27 protein-coding genes and 3 pseudogenes are annotated in these 19,091 nt (G+C 33.2%); 7 read left to right on the top strand and 23 right to left on the bottom strand.

Going from position 1 to position 19,091, the window contains the following annotated elements; genetic code table 11:
* Nucleotides 1-70 precede the first annotated feature (70 nt).
* From murA to O1U_RS02730, 7 genes and pseudogenes are all read right to left on the bottom strand, one after another.
* Nucleotides 71-1,333: a UDP-N-acetylglucosamine 1-carboxyvinyltransferase gene (murA, locus tag O1U_RS02760; RefSeq protein ID WP_016503884.1), complete on the bottom strand. Its 1,263-nt coding sequence runs from the start codon at nucleotides 1,331-1,333 to the stop codon at nucleotides 71-73.
* On the bottom strand, nucleotides 1,333-1,590 hold the full coding sequence (locus tag O1U_RS02755) for a BolA family protein (protein ID WP_420887246.1): 258 nt from the start codon (nucleotides 1,588-1,590) through the stop codon (nucleotides 1,333-1,335). The genes murA and O1U_RS02755 overlap by 1 nt, the downstream gene beginning before the upstream one ends.
* Before the next feature lie 27 nt (nucleotides 1,591-1,617).
* A pseudogene (locus O1U_RS02750) lies at nucleotides 1,618-1,928 on the bottom strand (STAS domain-containing protein).
* 6 nt (nucleotides 1,929-1,934) lie between these two features.
* A complete protein-coding gene (locus O1U_RS02745) occupies nucleotides 1,935-2,573 on the bottom strand; it encodes an ABC transporter substrate-binding protein (RefSeq protein WP_016503881.1) in 639 nt (212 codons plus the stop codon).
* Nucleotides 2,574-2,576: 3 nt separating this feature from the next.
* On the bottom strand, nucleotides 2,577-3,050 hold the full coding sequence (mlaD, locus tag O1U_RS02740; RefSeq protein WP_016503880.1) for an outer membrane lipid asymmetry maintenance protein MlaD: 474 nt from the start codon (nucleotides 3,048-3,050) through the stop codon (nucleotides 2,577-2,579).
* Nucleotides 3,051-3,052: 2 nt separating this feature from the next.
* On the bottom strand, nucleotides 3,053-3,847 hold the full coding sequence (gene mlaE / locus O1U_RS02735) for a lipid asymmetry maintenance ABC transporter permease subunit MlaE (protein ID WP_016503879.1): 795 nt from the start codon (nucleotides 3,845-3,847) through the stop codon (nucleotides 3,053-3,055).
* Nucleotides 3,841-4,650: an ATP-binding cassette domain-containing protein gene (locus tag O1U_RS02730; RefSeq protein WP_034411794.1), complete on the bottom strand. Its 810-nt coding sequence runs from the start codon at nucleotides 4,648-4,650 to the stop codon at nucleotides 3,841-3,843. Before O1U_RS02730 ends, mlaE begins: the two co-directional genes overlap by 7 nt.
* Nucleotides 4,651-4,882: 232 nt before the next feature.
* Here O1U_RS02730 and O1U_RS02725 point away from each other — a divergent pair, with 232 nt between their 5' ends.
* The 7 genes from O1U_RS02725 (at nucleotide 4,883) to O1U_RS05015 (ending at nucleotide 9,483) form a co-directional block, all read left to right on the top strand.
* On the top strand, nucleotides 4,883-5,845 hold the full coding sequence (locus O1U_RS02725; protein WP_040356542.1) for a calcium/sodium antiporter: 963 nt from the start codon (nucleotides 4,883-4,885) through the stop codon (nucleotides 5,843-5,845).
* Between the two features lie 21 nt (nucleotides 5,846-5,866).
* Nucleotides 5,867-6,841, top strand: a complete 975-nt coding sequence (locus O1U_RS02720) for a KpsF/GutQ family sugar-phosphate isomerase (RefSeq protein WP_016503876.1) — start codon at nucleotides 5,867-5,869, stop codon at nucleotides 6,839-6,841.
* Nucleotides 6,841-7,377 (top strand): 3-deoxy-manno-octulosonate-8-phosphatase KdsC, encoded by a 537-nt coding sequence (kdsC, locus tag O1U_RS02715; RefSeq protein WP_016503875.1) that lies wholly within the window; start codon nucleotides 6,841-6,843, stop codon nucleotides 7,375-7,377. Before O1U_RS02720 ends, kdsC begins: the two co-directional genes overlap by 1 nt.
* An 11-nt stretch (nucleotides 7,378-7,388) precedes the next feature.
* Nucleotides 7,389-7,955 (top strand): LPS export ABC transporter periplasmic protein LptC, encoded by a 567-nt coding sequence (lptC, locus tag O1U_RS02710; protein ID WP_016503874.1) that lies wholly within the window; start codon nucleotides 7,389-7,391, stop codon nucleotides 7,953-7,955.
* Nucleotides 7,936-8,439, top strand: coding sequence for a lipopolysaccharide transport periplasmic protein LptA (lptA, locus tag O1U_RS02705; RefSeq protein WP_016503873.1), 504 nt, complete (start codon nucleotides 7,936-7,938; stop codon nucleotides 8,437-8,439). The genes lptC and lptA overlap by 20 nt, the downstream gene beginning before the upstream one ends.
* A 4-nt stretch (nucleotides 8,440-8,443) precedes the next feature.
* On the top strand, nucleotides 8,444-9,169 hold the full coding sequence (lptB, locus tag O1U_RS02700) for an LPS export ABC transporter ATP-binding protein (protein ID WP_016503872.1): 726 nt from the start codon (nucleotides 8,444-8,446) through the stop codon (nucleotides 9,167-9,169).
* A gap of 161 nt (nucleotides 9,170-9,330) precedes the next feature.
* On the top strand, nucleotides 9,331-9,483 hold the full coding sequence (locus O1U_RS05015; protein WP_141631650.1) for an HPF/RaiA family ribosome-associated protein: 153 nt from the start codon (nucleotides 9,331-9,333) through the stop codon (nucleotides 9,481-9,483).
* Between the two features lie 14 nt (nucleotides 9,484-9,497).
* Here the strand turns inward: O1U_RS05015 and pmbA are convergent, their stop codons facing one another.
* From pmbA to rpsN, 16 genes and pseudogenes are all read right to left on the bottom strand, one after another.
* A complete protein-coding gene (gene pmbA / locus O1U_RS02695) occupies nucleotides 9,498-10,844 on the bottom strand; it encodes a metalloprotease PmbA (RefSeq protein WP_040356540.1) in 1,347 nt (448 codons plus the stop codon).
* A gap of 253 nt (nucleotides 10,845-11,097) precedes the next feature.
* The gene (locus O1U_RS02690; protein WP_016503871.1) at nucleotides 11,098-11,709 is read right to left on the bottom strand and encodes a flavin prenyltransferase UbiX; all 612 of its coding nucleotides are present in this window, start codon (nucleotides 11,707-11,709) and stop codon (nucleotides 11,098-11,100) included.
* A 77-nt stretch (nucleotides 11,710-11,786) separates the two neighbouring features.
* Entirely contained in the window at nucleotides 11,787-12,161 is a 375-nt protein-coding gene (gene rplQ / locus O1U_RS02685; protein ID WP_016503870.1) for a 50S ribosomal protein L17, read from the bottom strand.
* A gap of 28 nt (nucleotides 12,162-12,189) precedes the next feature.
* A complete protein-coding gene (locus O1U_RS02680) occupies nucleotides 12,190-13,179 on the bottom strand; it encodes a DNA-directed RNA polymerase subunit alpha (RefSeq protein ID WP_016503869.1) in 990 nt (329 codons plus the stop codon).
* A gap of 29 nt (nucleotides 13,180-13,208) precedes the next feature.
* Nucleotides 13,209-13,829 carry a 30S ribosomal protein S4 gene (gene rpsD / locus O1U_RS02675; RefSeq protein WP_016503868.1) on the bottom strand — a complete coding sequence of 207 codons (621 nt, stop codon included), beginning with the start codon at nucleotides 13,827-13,829 and terminating at the stop codon, nucleotides 13,209-13,211.
* A 31-nt stretch (nucleotides 13,830-13,860) separates the two neighbouring features.
* Nucleotides 13,861-14,250 carry a 30S ribosomal protein S11 gene (gene rpsK, locus O1U_RS02670; RefSeq protein ID WP_016503867.1) on the bottom strand — a complete coding sequence of 130 codons (390 nt, stop codon included), beginning with the start codon at nucleotides 14,248-14,250 and terminating at the stop codon, nucleotides 13,861-13,863.
* Nucleotides 14,251-14,276: 26 nt separating this feature from the next.
* Nucleotides 14,277-14,633, bottom strand: coding sequence for a 30S ribosomal protein S13 (rpsM, locus tag O1U_RS02665; RefSeq protein WP_016503866.1), 357 nt, complete (start codon nucleotides 14,631-14,633; stop codon nucleotides 14,277-14,279).
* Between the two features lie 145 nt (nucleotides 14,634-14,778).
* Entirely contained in the window at nucleotides 14,779-14,892 is a 114-nt protein-coding gene (gene rpmJ / locus O1U_RS04840) for a 50S ribosomal protein L36 (RefSeq protein WP_016503865.1), read from the bottom strand.
* 28 nt (nucleotides 14,893-14,920) lie between these two features.
* On the bottom strand, nucleotides 14,921-16,237 hold the full coding sequence (secY, locus tag O1U_RS02660; protein ID WP_016503864.1) for a preprotein translocase subunit SecY: 1,317 nt from the start codon (nucleotides 16,235-16,237) through the stop codon (nucleotides 14,921-14,923).
* A 21-nt stretch (nucleotides 16,238-16,258) separates the two neighbouring features.
* Nucleotides 16,259-16,690 (bottom strand): 50S ribosomal protein L15, encoded by a 432-nt coding sequence (gene rplO / locus O1U_RS02655; RefSeq protein WP_016503863.1) that lies wholly within the window; start codon nucleotides 16,688-16,690, stop codon nucleotides 16,259-16,261.
* Nucleotides 16,687-16,871: pseudogene (rpmD, locus tag O1U_RS02650) on the bottom strand (50S ribosomal protein L30). Before rpmD ends, rplO begins: the two are co-directional and overlap by 4 nt.
* A gap of 16 nt (nucleotides 16,872-16,887) precedes the next feature.
* Nucleotides 16,888-17,385 carry a 30S ribosomal protein S5 gene (gene rpsE / locus O1U_RS02645; RefSeq protein WP_016503862.1) on the bottom strand — a complete coding sequence of 166 codons (498 nt, stop codon included), beginning with the start codon at nucleotides 17,383-17,385 and terminating at the stop codon, nucleotides 16,888-16,890.
* A gap of 19 nt (nucleotides 17,386-17,404) precedes the next feature.
* Complete coding sequence (gene rplR / locus O1U_RS02640) at nucleotides 17,405-17,761, bottom strand: 50S ribosomal protein L18 (RefSeq protein ID WP_016503861.1); 357 nt, start codon at nucleotides 17,759-17,761, stop codon at nucleotides 17,405-17,407.
* A 33-nt stretch (nucleotides 17,762-17,794) separates the two neighbouring features.
* A complete protein-coding gene (gene rplF / locus O1U_RS02635) occupies nucleotides 17,795-18,340 on the bottom strand; it encodes a 50S ribosomal protein L6 (protein ID WP_016503860.1) in 546 nt (181 codons plus the stop codon).
* Between the two features lie 12 nt (nucleotides 18,341-18,352).
* Nucleotides 18,353-18,744, bottom strand: a pseudogene (gene rpsH / locus O1U_RS02630) (30S ribosomal protein S8).
* A 30-nt stretch (nucleotides 18,745-18,774) separates the two neighbouring features.
* Nucleotides 18,775-19,080 (bottom strand): 30S ribosomal protein S14, encoded by a 306-nt coding sequence (gene rpsN, locus O1U_RS02625; RefSeq protein ID WP_016503858.1) that lies wholly within the window; start codon nucleotides 19,078-19,080, stop codon nucleotides 18,775-18,777.
* Nucleotides 19,081-19,091: the final 11 nt, after the last annotated feature.

Genomic DNA, 19,091 nt, shown 5'->3' with positions numbered 1-19,091 from the left:
CAATTTGCATAACAAACAATACTCAATCTATCTATAATAACTGTGATTGTAATAATTTATGTAAAGTAAATTATTCATCATTAAAACGCTCAATATTTGCACCAAGCAATGATAATTTATCTTCGATATTTTCATAACCTCGATCAATATGATAAATACGATCAACAATAGTTTCACCTTGAGCAACACAGCCTGCAATTACTAAACTAGCCGAAGCACGTAAATCAGTTGCCATTACTTGTGCACCGCTGAGCCTATCAATATCACCACAAACAACTGTATTACCTTTAATTTCTGCCTTGCCCCCCATTCGAATAAGCTCTGGTATATGCATAAAACGATTCTCAAAAATATTCTCAGTAATCACCCCACCAACTTTCGCTAACATATTTAATAATGTAAACTGCGCCTGCATATCAGTTGGAAAACCAGGATATGGAGAAGTATGAATTATTACAGATTTTAAACGACGGTTAGTCATATTAATACTAATCCAATTTTTACCAGACTCCACTAAGGCACCTGCTTCTTCTAATTTAGATAGAACCCCTTCTAATAAACAAGGATATGTATTACGACATATAATTCTACCACTAGATACAGCAGCCGCCACAAGAAATGTACCAGTTTCAATTCGATCAGCAACTACAGAATGCTTTCCTCCAGAAAGTTTATTTACTCCTTCAATTAAGATACTTCTTGTACCTGAACCTACAATTTTGGCACCTAAAGTATTTAAAAACATTGCTGTATCAACAACTTCTGGTTCACAGGCTGCATTGTCTAACACTGTTTTCCCCTTTGCTAAAGTAGCAGCAGACATGATAGTAATTGTTGCACCAACACTTACTTTATTCATGACAATATGAGTTCCTTTCAATCGCCCATGTACATTTGCTTTAATGTAACCATCTTCAAGAGTAATTGTAGCGCCTAATTGTTTTAAACCATAAATATGTAAATCGACTGGACGAGCACCAATTGCGCAACCACCAGGTAAAGATACTTGACCTTGACCAAAACGAGCTAAAAGTGGACCTAATACCCAAATAGAAGCACGCATAGTCTTCACTAAATCATAAGGAGCGCAGTACCAACTAATTTTACTTGAATCAACATATACAGAATCATTCCATTCTACCTTAGCACCTAATTGCCTAAGCAATTCTATAGTAGTATCAATATCACGCAAATGAGGAACATTACTTACTTCAACAGGTTCTTCTGCCAAAATAGAGGCAAATAAAATTGGTAATGCTGCATTTTTTGCACCAGAAATAATCACCTCACCGTCTAATGGTTCATCTGAACCTTTTATTCTAAACTTTTCCACTAATTAATGCCTGATAAGCAGTTTAAAGTACTGTAATTTACCCATTCATCTGGAGTAAAAGTTTTAATGGAAACAGAGTGAATATCATTATTTTGGAAATACTTAATGAGAGGAAAATAAATTAATTGTTGCCTCTTCACTGAAGTCATACCACTAAACCGAATATCAATAGCAATTACTTCATAATTACGATCCTGACCATTTACATGTACCTTTTCAAGGTTTAGGCTCTCTTTTAATAACTGTTGAACTTTCATTCTATCTATGCACATCTCTAAACCTATTTAATTTTTAATATGCTTATCTACTATAAAATCAATTTTATTTATTCGGAATAAAGTATTTAACTGTTTAGAAACAAAACTAAGCAATATATGACAGTTTTTTTCTTTGCATGCTTTATTAAGTGAAGTAACATAACCATACCAGTAGAATCAATCTTAGCTACTTGCTCCAAAGATATTTCTAAATTTTCAACTTGAAAATTCCATGATTTAATAAAATACCAAAGAGAAGGAACAGTATCATGGTCTAGTATACCAAGCAATTTAATATAACTATTACTAAATTGTCTCCATTGAGGATGAGAAGTCATTATACTTTAAGTCTCAAGCTGTATACGCTGCTCTGCTAGCTCACTAAGCTGTTCAGCTACATTAATTAAACCATTTTTACGAATTTTACTACTCCATTCGGTTCTTTTGCTTGATAATAAACTAATACCTTCAACAATAATATCAAATACACTCCATTCACCTGAATTTAAATCTTTACGCAATCTAAACTGAAACTCAATAGTAGGATGGGAGATATCAAACATTTTGATTTTAATACCAATTATACGCTTTTCATTATCTAAATTTGGTGATGGTTCTAGTACAATTTTTTGATCTGCATATTGTGTTAAAACTTGAGCATACAAAGTAACTAAGTACTTGTGAAACGCTGTTACAAAAATATGTAAATCTTGAAGATTTATATTTTTTAATTCTGAACCGATTAATTTAAATGATGCATATCGACTATTAACATAAGGCATTAACTCTTCTTCAACAATGATTTTTAAGTGTTCAGGATTTGTATGAATTTTATTTTGTTCAACCTTAAGTCGACTAAACAGACGTGAAGAAACTAGATCTATCATCTGATAAGGATTCGTTTTATCAATTATTATGTTAATTTTTCCTAATGCTGAAAACGTCAACACCAAACAAATAATCAAACAAAGTTTTTTATGCATTTCTTACTTCTCCTTTTCAATAGAATAAAGAAAATGACTAATTAAATCTTCTAAAACTAACGCTGAATTAGTATCTTCAATTAAATCACCATCAACTAAAGTTTTTTGACCATCAAAAAGAAAACCGGGAAACAAACCTATATATTGATCACCAATTAAACCAGAAGTTAAAATTCTAAGGCTTGAAGTATCTGAGAACTGGTTATATTGAGAGTTAATCTCCATCGAAACTACAGGAATTAAGGTGTTAACATCTAAATATATGTCTGCTACTCGTCCTACCACTACCCCAGATACTTTAACTGGAGAACGAACTTTTAAGTTACCAATATTTTCAAATTTCGCTTTCAAAGTATATACATCTTTTGAATCTATCCCTGTGAAATTAGCAAGTTGAACAAACATCAATAAAATTGCACAACTTCCTATCAATATAAAACTACCTACTAATAGCTCCACTTTACGTATCTGTTTCATAATTAATTCCTAAACATCAATACCGTAAGTCCAAAATCCAATACTAAAATAGCTAAAGATGAATGAACTACAGTACGAGTCGTAGCATGACCAATTCCCTCAGAAGTTGGATTCGAATCATACCCATTAAATAAAGCAATCCAAGTTACTGTAACTGAAAAAATTAAACATTTTATTAAACTTTTACCAAGATCTTTAGTTAATTCTATCGAAGATTGAATCGCTGACCAAAAACTAGCATGATCCATTCCCTGCCAATAAACACCTACTAATTGAGCGCCCCATATACCTACTACTACAAAAATCATTGCTAAAAACGGCATTGAAATCAAACCTGCTAAAAAACGGGGAGCAATAATATATTTTAGTGGATCTACTGCCATGATTTCTAAGCTAGATAACTGGTCAGTAGCTTTCATTAAACTAATTTCAGCAGTTAAAGCCGAGCCAGCTCTACCAGCAAACAATAAAGCCGTTATAACTGGACCAAGTTCTCGCAGTAAAGATAAAACTACCATCTTCCCTAAAACACTTTCTGCACCATAATCAACTAAAACCATATAACCTTGAAAACTTAAAACCATACCGATAAATAATCCAGCTACTACTATAACTGCAATAGACTGAACACCAACAATGTAAAGTTGTTTAATAAGCAATTCTGAACTTTTCCCTATTTTTTTGATCGATAAAGGAATTACTGCACCAAATAACATTAAACTAGCACGACCAAATGTTCTACAAATAGAAATAGTTCTTTGACCAATATAAGAAAGAAATTGGAATAAAACTAGCATGATTGAAACAGATCCTTTTCAATATTAATAGCAGTATGATAGGAATATGTTAATGAGGAATTCATGAAGATCCCTTGTAAAAAATTTTGTACATACATATTAGAATTGTTTCTAAGTTCTTCTGGAGAACCTTTAGCAATTACTTTTCCATCTACTAATAGATAAACCCAATTAGCAATACTCATAACTTCAGCAATATCATGAGAAACTAACACTGATGTCATACCAAGAGCATGGTTTAAACTATAAATTAACTTCATCAACACAGCCATCATTATAGGATCTTGACCAACAAAAGGTTCATCATACATAATTAAGTATGGATCAAGAGCAATGGAACGAGCTAATGCGACACGACGAGCCATCCCTCCTGATAATTCATTTGGCATGAGATTAGCAACAGGACGGAGACTGACTGATTCTAGTTTTAAAAGTACTAATGTTCGAATCAATTCTTCATCAAGCTGAGTATGTTTTCTAAGTGGAAAAGCAATGTTATCGAAAACACTAAGGTCTGTAAAAAGTGCATTAGATTGAAATAACATACTCATTTTTTTACGTACTTGATAAAGTTTATTTCTGCTTAAAGATGGAATATTTTCATTACAAAACCAAATTTCACCAGAATCAGGAATCAACTGTCCAGCAATGAGACGTAATAAAGTAGTTTTTCCAATACCAGAAGGTCCTATAAGTGCAGTAATTTTACCTTTAGGAATATTTAAGCTAATGTTATCTAATATTTTTTTTTCAGACGATGAAAAAGATAAATTTCTTATTCTAATAAGATTGCCTACTTGCATAAGGTCCATTTTTCCATCTATCCTTTCTATGTTTTAACACACATGAAAATTGACAATCACAAACGCATTAAGATAAAGTCGGTAAAAATCTTTAAATAAGAAGGTTCTTAACTAATAAAAACTTAAAAGTTTACTATTAGGAGTAATAGTTTCATAAAGACCTTCTTTAATTTGCTTAAGCATAATGTCATAAGTAAAATGAATCATTATTTTTATTGAGTTTAAAATTAGTATGATTAAAACTATCCTACTCCTCATGATTGCTTTTCTTTTTTTAATATGGAGCGCAGATAGATTGATCTCTGGAGCCTCTAATTTAGCCAGAAATGCTGGAATTTCTCCGCTTGTAATTGGCACTACTATCCTAGCAATTGGTTCATCAGCTCCTGAAATGGTATTATCTGCTACAGCTGCTCTAGATGGAAAAACTGATACAGCAGTAGGTAATGTACTTGGTTCAAATATAACTAATATTGCTCTCATACTAGGTCTTACTGCAATGATAAAACCTTTATCTATTAAAGATTCTATGATACGTCAAGAATTCCCATTAATGATGCTAGCAATCATCGTAGCAGGCGTAATCCTTTGGGATAATTACTTAAGCTTTTATGAAAGCATATTGTTGTTTTGTATGTTCAGTACCTTCATAGTAATAGTGTTACATACTAATCGTAAAAAAAAAGATAACAATGCATCATTTAAGAAAAAAGAACTTAAAATTCCTAAAAAAACTCATAGTATACGATCTATAGTATGGATAGCTATTAGCTTAATAATACTACCAATTTCAGCAAATAATTTGATTCATAACGCCTTAATTATCGCTAAATACTTAGGTATGAGCGATCTGGTTATAGGTCTTACTATCATTGCAGTTGGCACTAGCCTTCCAGAGCTTGCTACATCGCTAATGGCCGGAATTAAAAATGAAACGGATATGCTTGTTGGAAATATAGTTGGGTCCAATGTTTTTAATATTTTAGCTGTTTTAGGCACTCTTGGAGTTTTAAACCCTTCTATTTTAAATGAATACGCAATGAAACGAGATTTTTGGATAATGCTTGGACTATCACTATTGTTTATCATAATGGCACTCGGTAAATCGCGTAGTATTAATTTTATCTCAGGCACTTTGCTATTTATTCTATTCGTTAGTTATCAAATTTATTTAATTATAAACATACACATATAGCTTAGTTCATGGAGAAATTTTATGTCATCTACTACTTTTGATTACTGTAAAATAGCTAAACAGGTTTTAGCAACAGAAATTGCAACACTAAAACAACTTGAAAATAATTTTGATTGTGCATTTATTGCAGCATGTAACATGATTTACTCGAATCAAGGGAAAATTGTAGTTATGGGAATAGGAAAATCTGGTCATATTGGAAATAAATTAGCATCAACTCTTGCTAGTACTGGAACACCAGCTTTTTTTGTTCATCCAGGTGAAGCTGCGCATGGAGATTTAGGCATGATTGATCCTGAAGATATTGTCCTAGTACTTTCTAACTCTGGAGAATCTAAAGAAATTCTTTCACTTTTTCCAGTATTAAAACATTTAAATATTCGAGTTATTAGCATAACAAGTAAACCAAATTCCAACATAGCGCAATTATCTAATATTCACCTAAAAACAACAGTACACAAAGAAGCATGTACGCTAGGGTTAGTTCCAACATCTAGCACAACAGCAACTTTAGTAATGGGAGATGCTCTTGCAGTAGCACTACTAGAGGCTCGTGGATTTACTGCTAAAGATTTTGCCTTATCTCATCCAGGAGGTATGTTAGGAAGAAAACTGTTACTAAAACTATCCGATATAATGCATTCAAATGAAGAACTTCCGATGGTAACAGCAAATACACTAATCTGTGAAGCTTTAATTGAAATTACTCAAAAAGGATTAGGTATGACAACTATTACTGATCAAAAAAAACATTTGCTTGGTATATTTACAGATGGTGATTTACGTCGTATTTTTGATAAACGCATTGATATTCATCATACTACTATTGGTGAGGTAATGAATAAAAATCCAATTAGCATCCATCCTAATACGCTAGCTTTAGAAGGGCTAAATTTAATGCAGAAAAAAAATATTAACTCACTAATTTTATGTGATAAAAATAACCTTATAGGAGCTTTAAATATGCATGATCTCCTAAAAGCAGGGATAATATAATGAAAATGGTCAAAACTCTTTATGGTTCAGTAGAAGAAAAACTCATTAAAATCGCAAAACAAATTGAATTGCTAGTTTGTGATATAGATGGAGTATTTTCTAATGGCTTGATTTATATGAGTAATAATTTTGAAGAAATAAAAACCTTTCATGCCAGAGATGGATATGGAGTTAAATTATTGATGAATATTGGCGTTGAAATCGCTATCATAACCACTCGACAATCTAAAATTGTCGAAGAACGTATGAAAGACCTCGGTATTGTACATGTTTACCAAGGACGGGATAATAAGCTTGAAACATATCAAAGTATATGTAAAAAACTAAACTTGGATTCAACAAAAATAGGATATGTTGGTGACGATCTAACTGACTTGCCCGTAATGCAGAAAGTAGCATTGTCAATTTGCGTAGCTGATGGACACCCATTACTTGCAAAACATGCAAATTACATAACTAAAATGAAAGGTGGATATGGTGCTATTCGTGAAGTATGTGATTTAATTCTCCAATCACGTAATAAATTAAATATATAAGGCTTTAGTGTATGAACTTATCTCATATTGTTTACATTATACTAATTTTATCAGCCTCTTACTCAATTTATTATTTATTCGAAAAAAAAGAAGAAAAAATTAATAGGTACATAACTTCAAATAAACAAATACCAATGTTTCGTAGTAAGAATATGGAAAATATCTTTTATACAGAAGAAGGAATTCGTAGTCATATCATCACTTCTAAACATCTTAAGTATTTCCCTAAAAGTGGTGAAACTGAATTTGAATTTCCTGTTTTAAAAATATATAAAAATGGGCAAATTCAGGAATGGGAAATTAGCTCAGATAAAGCATTGTTATATGAAAACCGAATACTTACCTTATATGATAATGTTCTAGCAAAAAATTTACTTGTTCAATCAGTATTTGATGTAATGTCAACAAAAGAACTAAATATTGAACTTAATAATAAAAATTTTTGGTCGCATGATCACGTAGTATTTATTGGTCAAAAATTTAAAATAGAGGGACAAGAGATGAAAGGAAACTTTATAAAAAACACTGCAATTCTTTCTAAAAAAGTAAAAGGTCAATATGAATTTTTTATATCTTAGCCTTTTTTCACTTTTCTTATTATTAATACCAAACGGTACTACAAGTGCACTTTTAACTAATCAAAATCACCCTGTTTATATTAATTCTAATAGTCAACGATTAGATATGCAAAGTAACGAAGTTACATTCCTAGGAGATGTTAAGCTTAAACAGGGTGACCTTAGTATTCATGCAGAAAAAATCATTATAATTTTAGATAAAGATAATAGTACCATTCAAAAAATTGAAGGTTATGGAAACTTAGCAACATTCTCTCAACTTAGAGATGATGGTAAAATTCTATATGGAGAAGCTGAGGAATTATATTACAATATAATTGATAATCAACTTATTATTAGCGAACGTGCAATGCTATCACAAGAAAATAGTATTATTCGTGGAAATAAGATCTATTATAATATTGCTAACCAAAAATTAGTTGTTAATGGCAATATTAATAATCGAGTCAGTACAACACTTCAACCTAAAATTATAAAAAAATAAATTAATGGCAATTTTAAAAGCAGAACATTTAGCTAAAAAGTATAAAGAACGCCAAGTAGTATTTGATGTTAGCCTACAAGTAGAATCTAAACAAATAGTTGGATTACTAGGTCCAAATGGGGCTGGCAAAACCACTTCTTTTTATATGATTCTTGGATTAGTTTCTAGAGATGAAGGGAAAATAACTATTGATGGAAAAGATATCAGTCTTCTCCCAATTCATAACCGTTCTAGAATGGGAATAGGTTATCTTCCGCAAGAAGCCTCTATTTTTCGCAAACTAACTGTGGAAGATAATATCATGGCTATATTGGAAACCTGCAAAAATATGACTAATGAAGAATATCAAGATAAACTTGAAAATTTATTAGAAGAATTCCAAATTCAACATATTCGAAAAATTCTAGGTATGGCTTTATCTGGTGGTGAGCGTCGTCGAGTAGAAATAGCTCGCGCGCTAGCAGTAAATCCACAATTTATTTTGCTTGATGAACCATTTGCTGGTGTTGATCCAATTTCAGTTATTGATATAAAAAAAATTATTAAATACCTAAAAAATAGAGGATTAGGTGTACTTATTACTGATCATAATGTACGTGAAACTCTAGATGTATGTGAAAAAGCATACATAGTTAGTCAAGGACATTTAATTGCAGAAGGGACACCAACAGATATTTTAAATAATACTAAGGTAAAACAAGTGTATTTAGGAGAACAGTTCCGTCTATAATTCAATCAAAATAAAATAATATATAGATTAAGTGAAAAATACTAAATGAATCCTTCATTTACTCGATAATATTGAACTTGATGATATTGAAGCTGTGAGAAAGCGAATAAAGCAATAGTGTTACTTTTATAAAATTAATAATATTCAAGTGATCTTGCGTATTGAAAAAAAATAGCCGAAGCTATACTACTATATCAATCATCGATTGTATACATGCAGAAGCAACCAATGAAAATATGTATGCTTCTATTGACTTACTTGTAGATATAGATAAACTTATTAAGCAGCTCAATAAATCAAAATTAAACAATTAGTAATCACTAACTTTTCAGTTACCTGCTATTTTCATAGATTCTACTAGAATAGAGCCAGTTTGAATCTTTGAACGCGTGTCCACATCGTTACCAATAGCAACAATATTTCTAAACATGTCTTTCAAATTACTTGCAATTGTTATTTCTGAAACTGGATGTTCAACTTGCCCATTTTTCACCCAAAAACCAACAGCTCCTCGAGAGTAATTACCAGTAACAATATTTACACCCTGACCTATTACTTCAGTAACTAACAAACCTGTATCTAATTCTGTTAGCATTTGAGATTTTTTTTTCTTATTAATGCATTGTATAAACCAATTATGAATACCAGCTGTATGTCCAGTCTCAATCATATTCATTTTACGAGCAGAATAACTTGATAATAGGTAAGTCATTAAGATACCATTACTAATAATCTGGCAATTTTTAGTATATAAACCTTCATTATCAAATGGTTTAGAGCCTAACCCTCTTAAAACATGAGGATCTTCTGAAATGTTAAACCATTTTGGAAATATCTGTTTACCAAGATAACCGAGCAAAAATGAAGATTTTCTATGCAAACTTTCGCCACTAATAGCTCTTGCTAAGTGAGCAATTAATCCTGAAGCAATATCAGCGGAAAACATTACTGGATATGTACCAGTAATTAGTTTTTTAGCACCCAAACGATTTACTGCTTTAAAAGCTGCCTCTCTACCAACAATTTCTGGCGCTAATAAATCACTTTTATGACGGGCAATACTATAACCATAGTCACATTCCATTTCCGAGTTCTCCCCTTGAGCAATTATAGAGCAACTCATTTGATATTGACTAAATAGATAACTTGCAATTAAATCATAACTATTCCCATAAACTTTAATACCGTAGCAAACATCAAAATTTGCACCATTACTTTGCTTAATTTTATCATTATAAGATAAGGCTTTTTTTTCTGCTGTAATTGCAATTTTAGATGCAGAATTAGGATCTAATATATCTGGACAAAATAAATCAAGTTCTGGAATATTTTGAACCATTAGCTCTTTTGAAGCTAAACCTGAATATAAATCCTCAGAAGTATATTGAGCAATATCTAATGCTGCTGCTATTGTCATTTGAATTGCTTTCATACTTAATTCAGATGTCGATGCGCTCCCTTTTCTTTTTCCTTTATAAACAGTAACTTTAAGAATAGAATCATTCATAAATTCAATATTTTCTACTGCACACATCAGACTAGAAACACTTAAACCTGTTGATTTTGTAATAGTAACTTCACAGGCATTAGCGGTTATTGAAGCGATCTTTAAAGCTTTTAAAGCTATTAATTCTAATTCAATACGTTGCTGAGTAATTTGTTGTTCTAAATCCATATTAAATCTTAATATTTATTTTAATTATTTTAATTATTTTAATTAGAATAACATGTACTACAATATAACAGAACATATATTCTATTGTACTTTATTATTAATCATTTAATTAACTTAACAAAGGGATAGTTATCTAAAAAAATAATATAGAATATTAACTGAGTATAAACAGGTTAAGGATAGCTAATGAAACTTAAATCATATCGATTTGGTTAAAAATATGCATTTAAAATACTTGAAAACTGTGCTTTAATCATTCTCCCCAACAAGTTAGTAACCTTTGTTGAATACCAAAATGATCTAAAATACGAGCAACTATAAAATCAATTAAATCTTCAATTGATTGAGGTTGATGATAAAAACCAGGAGAAGCAGGCATAATTGTGATTCCCATTTTCGATAATTTATGCATATTTTTTAAATGTAAAGTTGAAAAAGGTGTCTCACGAACTACTAACAATAATTGACCTTGTTCCTTAATAATCACATCAGCAGCACGTTCAATTAAATTTTCAGACATTCCATATGCAATGGCTGCAACGCTACCTACAGAACATGGACAAATAACCATTTTTTTAGGTGCTCCAGAGCCTGATGCTACAACTGAAAACCAATCATTTTTACCAAAAATTTCTAAATTTTCTAAAGAGCAGTTGAGATATTTAGAGAAGGCCTGTTTGGTTATTTGAGTTTTATTCGATAATTTTAGATTGTGTTCAGATTCTAAGACTACTCTTGCTGCAGATGAAATTAATAAATAAACTTTATAATTAGCAAGCAACAAGTATCTAAGTAAACGCAAGCCATAGCAAGCACCTGACGCACCTGTAAATGCTAAGGTAATAGATTTTGTTTCATTAAACACAAATTTTAATCCACTATTTCCTAAACCTGCTTCAGTTTAAAAGAAGTTAAGCCAATAAATTATTTTAGAACAACTGATTATCCTTTGTTACTTAAAACGCGATCTACAAATTCAATATATGCCATTTTAGCTTTGTCTCCAGATCGAAAACCAGCCTTTAAAACGCGTGTATACCCACCATTTCGGCTAGAAAATCGTGGAGCTAATTGATTAAATAGCTTAGCAACTATTGCCTCATTACGAATACGTGCAAAAGCAAGACGCCGACTAGCCAAATCTCCTTTCTTAGCTAAAGTAACTAAAGGTTCGATTATGCAACGTAATTCTTTAGCCTTCGGCAAGGTAGTTTTAATAATCTCATGATGAACAAGAGAAGTAGCCATATTTCTAAACATAGACTTACGATGGCTACTAGTACGGTTAAGCCGACGTCCACTCTTTCTATGACGCATATCTCTATCCTTATAAAATTATTCTTAATTAATCTTCAGCAATAGATGCTGGTGGCCAATTCTCAAGGCGCATACCAAGAGATAGCCCACGTGATGCAAGTACATCTTTGATCTCTGTAAGAGATTTCTTACCAAGATTAGGAGTTTTCAGCAATTCAACTTCGGTTCGTTGTACAAGATCACCAATATAGTGTACTGTTTCGGCCTTTAGACAATTTGCAGAGCGAACTGTTAACTCGAGATCATCTACAGGACGCAATAATATAGGATCAAATTCTGGTTTTTCTTCTTTTTCTTCAGGAACTCTCAAATCACGTAGATCTACAAATGCATCTAATTGCTCAGCTAAAATAGTAGCTGCACGACGGATAGCCTCTTCAGGTTCTAAGGTGCCATTTGTTTCCATATCAATAACTAACTTATCTAAATCTGTTCGTTGCTCTACACGAGCTGCCTCCACTGAATAGGCAATTTTATCTACTGGACTGTATGTCGCATCTACTAATAATCGGCCTATCGGACGCTCTTCTTCAGAATGAATACGAGCAGAAGCGGGTACATAGCCACGACCACGCTCAACTTTTATTTTCATAGAAATTTGAGAATTCTCATGAGTTAAGTGGCAAATAACATGCTCTGGATTAACGATTGAAACATCAGTATCATGAGAAATATCACTCGCAAAAACTGGGCCTAAACCTGACTTATTTAAAGTAATAAAGACTTCATCTCTACCTTCAGAAATAGCTATAGCAAGGCCTTTAAGATTAAGAAGAATCTCTAGAACATCTTCTTGTACTCCTTCCTTAGTGCTATACTCATGAAGAACCCCCTCAATTTCTACCTCTGTTACAGCACAACCTGGCATTGACGACATAAGAATACGACGCAGTGCATTCCCTAAGGTATGCCCAAAACCTCGCTCTAATGGCTCAAGCGTTACTTTTGCATGTGTCGCATTAAATTGTTCAATATCAACAAAACGCGGTTTAAGAAACTCTGTTACAGAACCCTGCATTGTGTTCTCTCCAATTTCAATTCTTAACCTTACTTCGAATAAAGTTCAATGATTAATTGCTCATTAATATCAGCAGATAAATCAGAACGCTCAGGCATACGTTTGATCGTACCTTCCATATGTTTAGAACTAACCTCAATCCAGTTTATTTTTTCACGCTGTTCACAAACTTGTAAAGCTTCCTTAATACGAGATTGCTTTTTGGCTTTGTTGGAAACTGATACAACATCACCAATCATAACTTTAAAAGAAGGAATAGTAACATTTTTATTATTTACTAAAACAGCTTTGTGACTAACTAATTGACGTGCTTCTAAACGAGTTGACCCAAATCCCATACGATAAACTACATTATCAAGACGAGTTTCAAGGAGTCGAAGTAAATTTTCACCTGTATTCCCTTTAAGACGTGCAGCTTCCTTATAATAATTATGAAATTGTCTCTCTAAAACACTATACATACGTCGAACTTTTTGTTTTTCACGCAACTGAATGCCGTATTCAGATAACCGAGAACGACGGGAACCATGCATACCTGGTGCATTATCAATTTTACACTTAGTATCAATCGGTTGAATACCAGATTTTAGAAATAGATCAGTACCCTCACGACGACTAAGTTTTAACTTAGGACCTAAATATCTTGCCATTATTTTCTCTTCCACACATTCCTAAGAATTTTCACACACGACGTTTCTTAGGAGGACGACAACCATTATGAGGGATTGGTGTAGCATCAACAATATTAGTAATGCGAAAACCAGCAGAATTCAGCGCACGAACAGTAGATTCGCGACCTGGACCTGGACCCTTAACCATAACTTCTAAGTTTTTTAAACCATATTCTTTTGCCATTTCTGCACAACGTTCAGCAGCAACTTGTGCAGCAAAAGGTGTAGACTTACGAGAACCACGAAAACCAGAACCGCCAGCAGTTGCCCAAGCCAAAGCATTGCCCTGACGATCCGTAATAGTTATAATCGTATTATTGAAAGATGAATGAATATGCGCTATTCCATCAGATACTTGTCTGCGTAAACGTTTAAAAGTACGAGTTGTTTGTTTTACCATTGTAATCTCTATTTTTTTAATTCTGATTATTTTTTTATCAGTTTCCGCGGACCCTTTCGAGTACGAGCATTAGTTTTAGTACGCTGTCCACGTAATGGTAGACCTCGACGATGACGAAGACCACGATAACACCCAAGATCTATCAAGCGCTTTATGTTCATTGATATTTCACGACGTAGATTACCTTCTACAGTATACCTTGCTATACAATCACGAAGTTTATTGATCTGAACTTCACTTAGTTCACTGATCTTCACATTTTCAGCAATACCCATTTCAGCTAAAATAGCCTGAGAGCTCGCTTTACCAATACCATAAACTGCAGTTAAAGCAATCTTAGTATGTTTTTGATCAGGAATATTAATGCCTGCTATACGAGCCATTACCTTTACCCCAAAACTTATCCAGTAAAAAAATATTCGAAGCAGTCCATCTAGGACAATCTACGAATTACTAATTAAAAAAAGGAAAAGAAGCCGAGTAATATACTCAACACTACCTTATATTTCAAGTAAAAAAATTGCTAAGTTAACCCTGCCGTTGCTTGTGTCTTGGTTCAATACAAATAACACGAACAATACCGTTTCGCTTAATTACCTTACAATTACGACAGATCCTTTTAACAGAAGCTCGAACTTTCATTTGATAAAACTCCGTAATTAAATCTAAATTAACGACTATAGCCTTTTAAATTTGCTTTTTTTAATACAGAATCATACTGTTGTGACATGAGATGAGTCTGTACTTGTGCCATAAAATCCATAATCACAACTACTACAATAAGCAAAGACGTTCCACCAAAATAAAAACGCACATTCCAAGCAACCATCATAAACTCAGGAATTAGACAAATAAAAGTAATGTACAAAGCTCCAACAAGCGTTAAACGTGACATTACTTTATTAATATATCTAGATGTTTGTTCTCCCGGACGAATACCAGGTAAAAATGCACCAGATTTTTTTAAGTTATCTGCAGTTTCACGTGGATTAAAAATCAAAGGTGTATAGAAAAAACAAAAGAATATTATCGCCGTTGCATATAACATCACATATAAGGGTTGTCCTGGACTCAAAGCAAAAGATATAGTACTCAACCAAATAGAACTATGGAGAGATTGACCAAACCATTGGGCTAATGTTCCCAAAAATAAAATAATACTTGAAGCAAAGATCGCAGGTATAACACCAGCCATATTCACTTTTAAAGGCAGGTGACTACTTTGAGCAGCGAAAATCTTACGACCTTGTTGACGCTTAGAATAGTTAACAACTAAACAGCGTTGACCACGCTCAATGAAAACAACGAAATATATCACAGCGAAAGCCAATATCCCTATCAAAAAAAGAATCAGAACATGTAATTCACCTTGACGTGTTTGCTCAATTGTTTGTCCTACTGCTGAAGGAAGTCCAGCAACAATTCCTGAAAAAATTAACAAAGAAATACCATTGCCAATTCCATGCTCTGTAATTTGTTCACCTAGCCACATTAAAAACATAGTTCCAGTTACTAAACTTATAGTTGCAACTAAAGTAAAAACAGCTTGATTGATTACAACAAGACCATCAACCATATTTGGTAAACCAATTGCAATACTAATGGCTTGGAGTGTTGCCAAGAGAAGTGTAGTATAACGTGTATATTGGCTAATCTTTCTTCGACCTATTTCTCCTTCCTTCTTAATTTCTGACAAGGTTGGATAAAGTACAGTCAACAATTGTATAATGATTGAAGCAGAAATATAAGGCATTATGCCTAACGCTAAAATTGATGCTCGAGCCAGAGCACCACCAGAAAACATATTAAACATTTCAATGATAGTTCCCTTTTGTTGCTCAAATACATCGCTAAGAACAACCGCATCAACACCTGGAATCGGAATAAAAGATCCTGCCCTAAATACTAACAATGCACTAATTACAAAAAGCAACCGTGATTTCAACTGATTAATATTAGTCAAATCTTTGCCTATTTTTTTTAGCATTCATACCTCATTTAACAGTGATTACTCCACTTTACCACCTAACGATTCAATTGCTACTCTTGCACCTTTAGTTACGCGTAAACTTTTAATAGTTACTATTTTAGTAAGACTACCAGAAAGAAAAATTTTAACAAACCGAATATTTTTAGCAATTACATTAGCACTTTTAAGAGTGTTAAGATCAATTACATCGTCAGCTACTTTCTCTAATTCAGCTAATCGAACCTGAGCAGAAAATAAACTTTTACGAGAAGTAAAACCAAATTTAGGCAGCCGCTTTTTTAAAGGCATTTGTCCACCTTCAAAACCTGCAGGAATACTAGCACCGGAACGTGACTTTTGTCCTTTATGACCACGACCACTCGTTTTTCCAAAAGTAGAACCAATTCCACGCCCTACACGCTTCTTAGAACGTTTAGAATTAGGCATAGGAGATAGCCTATTTAATCTCATACTAATCGCTCCTCAACCTTAAGCATATAATAAACTTTTTTATCATACCGCGAATAGATGGTGTATCTTCAAGTTCTACTGTATGATTTATTTTTCGTAAACCTAAACCCTTAAGGCAAGCTCTATGATTCGGTATCCGTCCAATCAAACTTCTAATTTGTGTCACTTTTATAGTTCCCATAAGATAACCTTTCTATTTATCCAAAAACTTTTTTAACAGTTAGTCCACGCTTTCTAGCAACCATTTTAGGAGATTTCACATCTAACAAACCAGAAACTGTAGCACGAACAACATTAATAGGATTAGTGGAACCATATGATTTTGCTAATACATTATGCACACCAGCCACTTCAAGTACTGCTCTCATTGCACCACCTGCTATTACACCAGTGCCCTCTGAAGCAGGCTGCATGTAAATTTTAGAACCTGAATGACGCCCTTTCACTGCATGAAACAGAGTGTTTCCTTTAAGTGCAATAGTAACCATATTACGGCGAGCTTTTTCCATCGCTTTTTGAATAGCAGCTGGTACTTCTCGAGCTTTACCATACCCGAAGCCAACGCGACCGATACCATCACCAACCACTGTTAGTGCAGTAAAACTCATAATTCTACCACCCTTAACCGTTTTAGAGACACGGTTAACAGAAATTAATTTTTCTTGTAAATCATTTAGTTGTTGTTCTTTAGCCATATGTAATAAACCTACTACCTTAGAATTTGAGACCAGCTTCACGGGCAGATTGAGCTAATGCTGCTACTCGACCATGATATCGAAAACCAGAACGGTCAAATGCAACGGTAGAAACACCTTTTTTAAGAGCTCGCTCTGCAACTATTTTCCCTACTATTTTAGCTACACTGATATTACCTGTGTTATTTGTAACTTGATTACGAACTGATTTTTCTACAGTAGAAGCTGAAGCTATTACTTCAGAACCAGTTGATGCAATAATCTGGGCATACATATGACGAGGAGTACGGTGTATCATCAAACGAGCTACTTTTAACTCTAAAATTTTTTTACGCGAACGCATAGCTCGACGAATACGAGATGATTTCTTATCCACAGTATAACCTCTCCTCTATCAAATAATAATTACTTACTTCTTCTTAGCTTCTTTTGTACGAATCATTTCGTCTACATAACGAATTCCTTTACCTTTATAAGGTTCAGGTTTTCGGTAAGAACGAATATTGGCTGCAACCTGGCCTACTAACTGTTTATCACAACCAGTAATAACAATTTCTGTTTGACTTGGACATTCTATTTGAATTTCTTTAGGAAAGATATAATTTAATGGATGTGAAAAACCAAGCATTAAAACTAACCGATTACCTTTTACAGAAGCTCGATACCCAACTCCTTTTAGAAGCAGTTTTTTTTCAAATCCATTAACAACACCGATAACCATATTATTTACTAACGCACGAGCTGTGCCTGCTTGTGCATTGGCATAAGTTAAATCTGTGTTCTTTTCATGCACAGAAAAAATTAACTTATTATTATCTTCCTTAAAAACAGCAACAGCAGTATTTATCATATAGGCCAATTGACCCCTATTGCCTATTATAATAATCTTTTGACCATTAAGATTTACCTTCACTCCATTCGGAATGATAACAGGCATTCTAGCAACACGAGACATAATTTACTTTCCTCAAGCGACATAGCACACAATTTCACCACCAAGACCTACTTCGCGAGCAATGCGATCAGACATTAATCCTTGAGAAGTGGATACAATAGCCACACCTAAACCACCCATTACTAATGGAAGTGCATTTTTTTCTTGTAAACACGTAAACCAGGACGTGATACACGCTGTATCTGTTCAATTACTGGACGAGTTCGAAAATATTTAAGTATAATCTCCAGCTCAGACTTTATTGATTTTTCAATGTTGAAATCAATAATATAACCCTCAGTTTTAAGCAACTTAGCAATTGCTATTTTAAACTTTGAAGATGGTATTTTCACTGACAATTTGCTTGCTGCTTGAGCATTACGAATTCGAGTTAACATATCAGAAATAGGGTCTTGCATGCTCATAATTTTCACTCCAAATGAATTAAATAAGAATTACCAACTAGCTTTATGAAGACCTGGAATCTCGCCTTTCATACAGGCTTCTCGAACCTTAAGACGGCTTAACCCAAATTTACGTAAATAACCATTGGAACGACCAGTTCGATTACAACGATTGCGTTGTCGTGTTGGACTTGAATCGCGTGGCAATAATTGTAACTTTAGCACTGCCTTCCAACGTTCTTCATCTGAAACATTTAAATCTCTAATAATAGACTTGAAACAAGAACGCTTAGCGGCAAACCTTGCTACTAACCTAGCCCGCTTAGCTTCACGAGCTTTTATCGATTGTTTAGCCATAAAAGTAACAT

This window comes from Candidatus Photodesmus katoptron Akat1, from assembly GCF_000478685.1.
GTDB classification, from domain to species: Bacteria; Pseudomonadota; Gammaproteobacteria; order Enterobacterales; family Vibrionaceae; genus Vibrio; species Vibrio anomalopis.
This window is presented reverse-complemented; position numbering and strand designations above follow the sequence as displayed.

Coding starts and splice junctions, on each gene's coding strand:
- O1U_RS02755 (WP_420887246.1), bottom strand. CDS start 1,590: ATGAAAGTTCAACAGTTATTAAAAGAGAGCCTAAACCTTGAAAAGGTA.
- O1U_RS02745 (WP_016503881.1), bottom strand. CDS start 2,573: ATGCATAAAAAACTTTGTTTGATTATTTGTTTGGTGTTGACGTTTTCA.
- mlaD (WP_016503880.1), bottom strand. CDS start 3,050: ATGAAACAGATACGTAAAGTGGAGCTATTAGTAGGTAGTTTTATATTG.
- mlaE (WP_016503879.1), bottom strand. CDS start 3,847: ATGCTAGTTTTATTCCAATTTCTTTCTTATATTGGTCAAAGAACTATT.
- O1U_RS02730 (WP_034411794.1), bottom strand. CDS start 4,650: ATGCAAGTAGGCAATCTTATTAGAATAAGAAATTTATCTTTTTCATCG.
- O1U_RS02725 (WP_040356542.1), top strand. CDS start 4,883: ATGATTAAAACTATCCTACTCCTCATGATTGCTTTTCTTTTTTTAATA.
- O1U_RS02720 (WP_016503876.1), top strand. CDS start 5,867: ATGTCATCTACTACTTTTGATTACTGTAAAATAGCTAAACAGGTTTTA.
- kdsC (WP_016503875.1), top strand. CDS start 6,841: ATGAAAATGGTCAAAACTCTTTATGGTTCAGTAGAAGAAAAACTCATT.
- lptC (WP_016503874.1), top strand. CDS start 7,389: ATGAACTTATCTCATATTGTTTACATTATACTAATTTTATCAGCCTCT.
- lptA (WP_016503873.1), top strand. CDS start 7,936: ATGAATTTTTTATATCTTAGCCTTTTTTCACTTTTCTTATTATTAATA.
- lptB (WP_016503872.1), top strand. CDS start 8,444: ATGGCAATTTTAAAAGCAGAACATTTAGCTAAAAAGTATAAAGAACGC.
- pmbA (WP_040356540.1), bottom strand. CDS start 10,844: ATGGATTTAGAACAACAAATTACTCAGCAACGTATTGAATTAGAATTA.
- rplQ (WP_016503870.1), bottom strand. CDS start 12,161: ATGCGTCATAGAAAGAGTGGACGTCGGCTTAACCGTACTAGTAGCCAT.
- O1U_RS02680 (WP_016503869.1), bottom strand. CDS start 13,179: ATGCAGGGTTCTGTAACAGAGTTTCTTAAACCGCGTTTTGTTGATATT.
- rpsD (WP_016503868.1), bottom strand. CDS start 13,829: ATGGCAAGATATTTAGGTCCTAAGTTAAAACTTAGTCGTCGTGAGGGT.
- rpsK (WP_016503867.1), bottom strand. CDS start 14,250: ATGGTAAAACAAACAACTCGTACTTTTAAACGTTTACGCAGACAAGTA.
- rpsM (WP_016503866.1), bottom strand. CDS start 14,633: ATGGCTCGTATAGCAGGCATTAATATTCCTGATCAAAAACATACTAAG.
- rpmJ (WP_016503865.1), bottom strand. CDS start 14,892: ATGAAAGTTCGAGCTTCTGTTAAAAGGATCTGTCGTAATTGTAAGGTA.
- secY (WP_016503864.1), bottom strand. CDS start 16,237: ATGCTAAAAAAAATAGGCAAAGATTTGACTAATATTAATCAGTTGAAA.
- rplO (WP_016503863.1), bottom strand. CDS start 16,690: ATGAGATTAAATAGGCTATCTCCTATGCCTAATTCTAAACGTTCTAAG.
- rpsE (WP_016503862.1), bottom strand. CDS start 17,385: ATGGCTAAAGAACAACAACTAAATGATTTACAAGAAAAATTAATTTCT.
- rplF (WP_016503860.1), bottom strand. CDS start 18,340: ATGTCTCGTGTTGCTAGAATGCCTGTTATCATTCCGAATGGAGTGAAG.
- rpsN (WP_016503858.1), bottom strand. CDS start 19,080: ATGGCTAAACAATCGATAAAAGCTCGTGAAGCTAAGCGGGCTAGGTTA.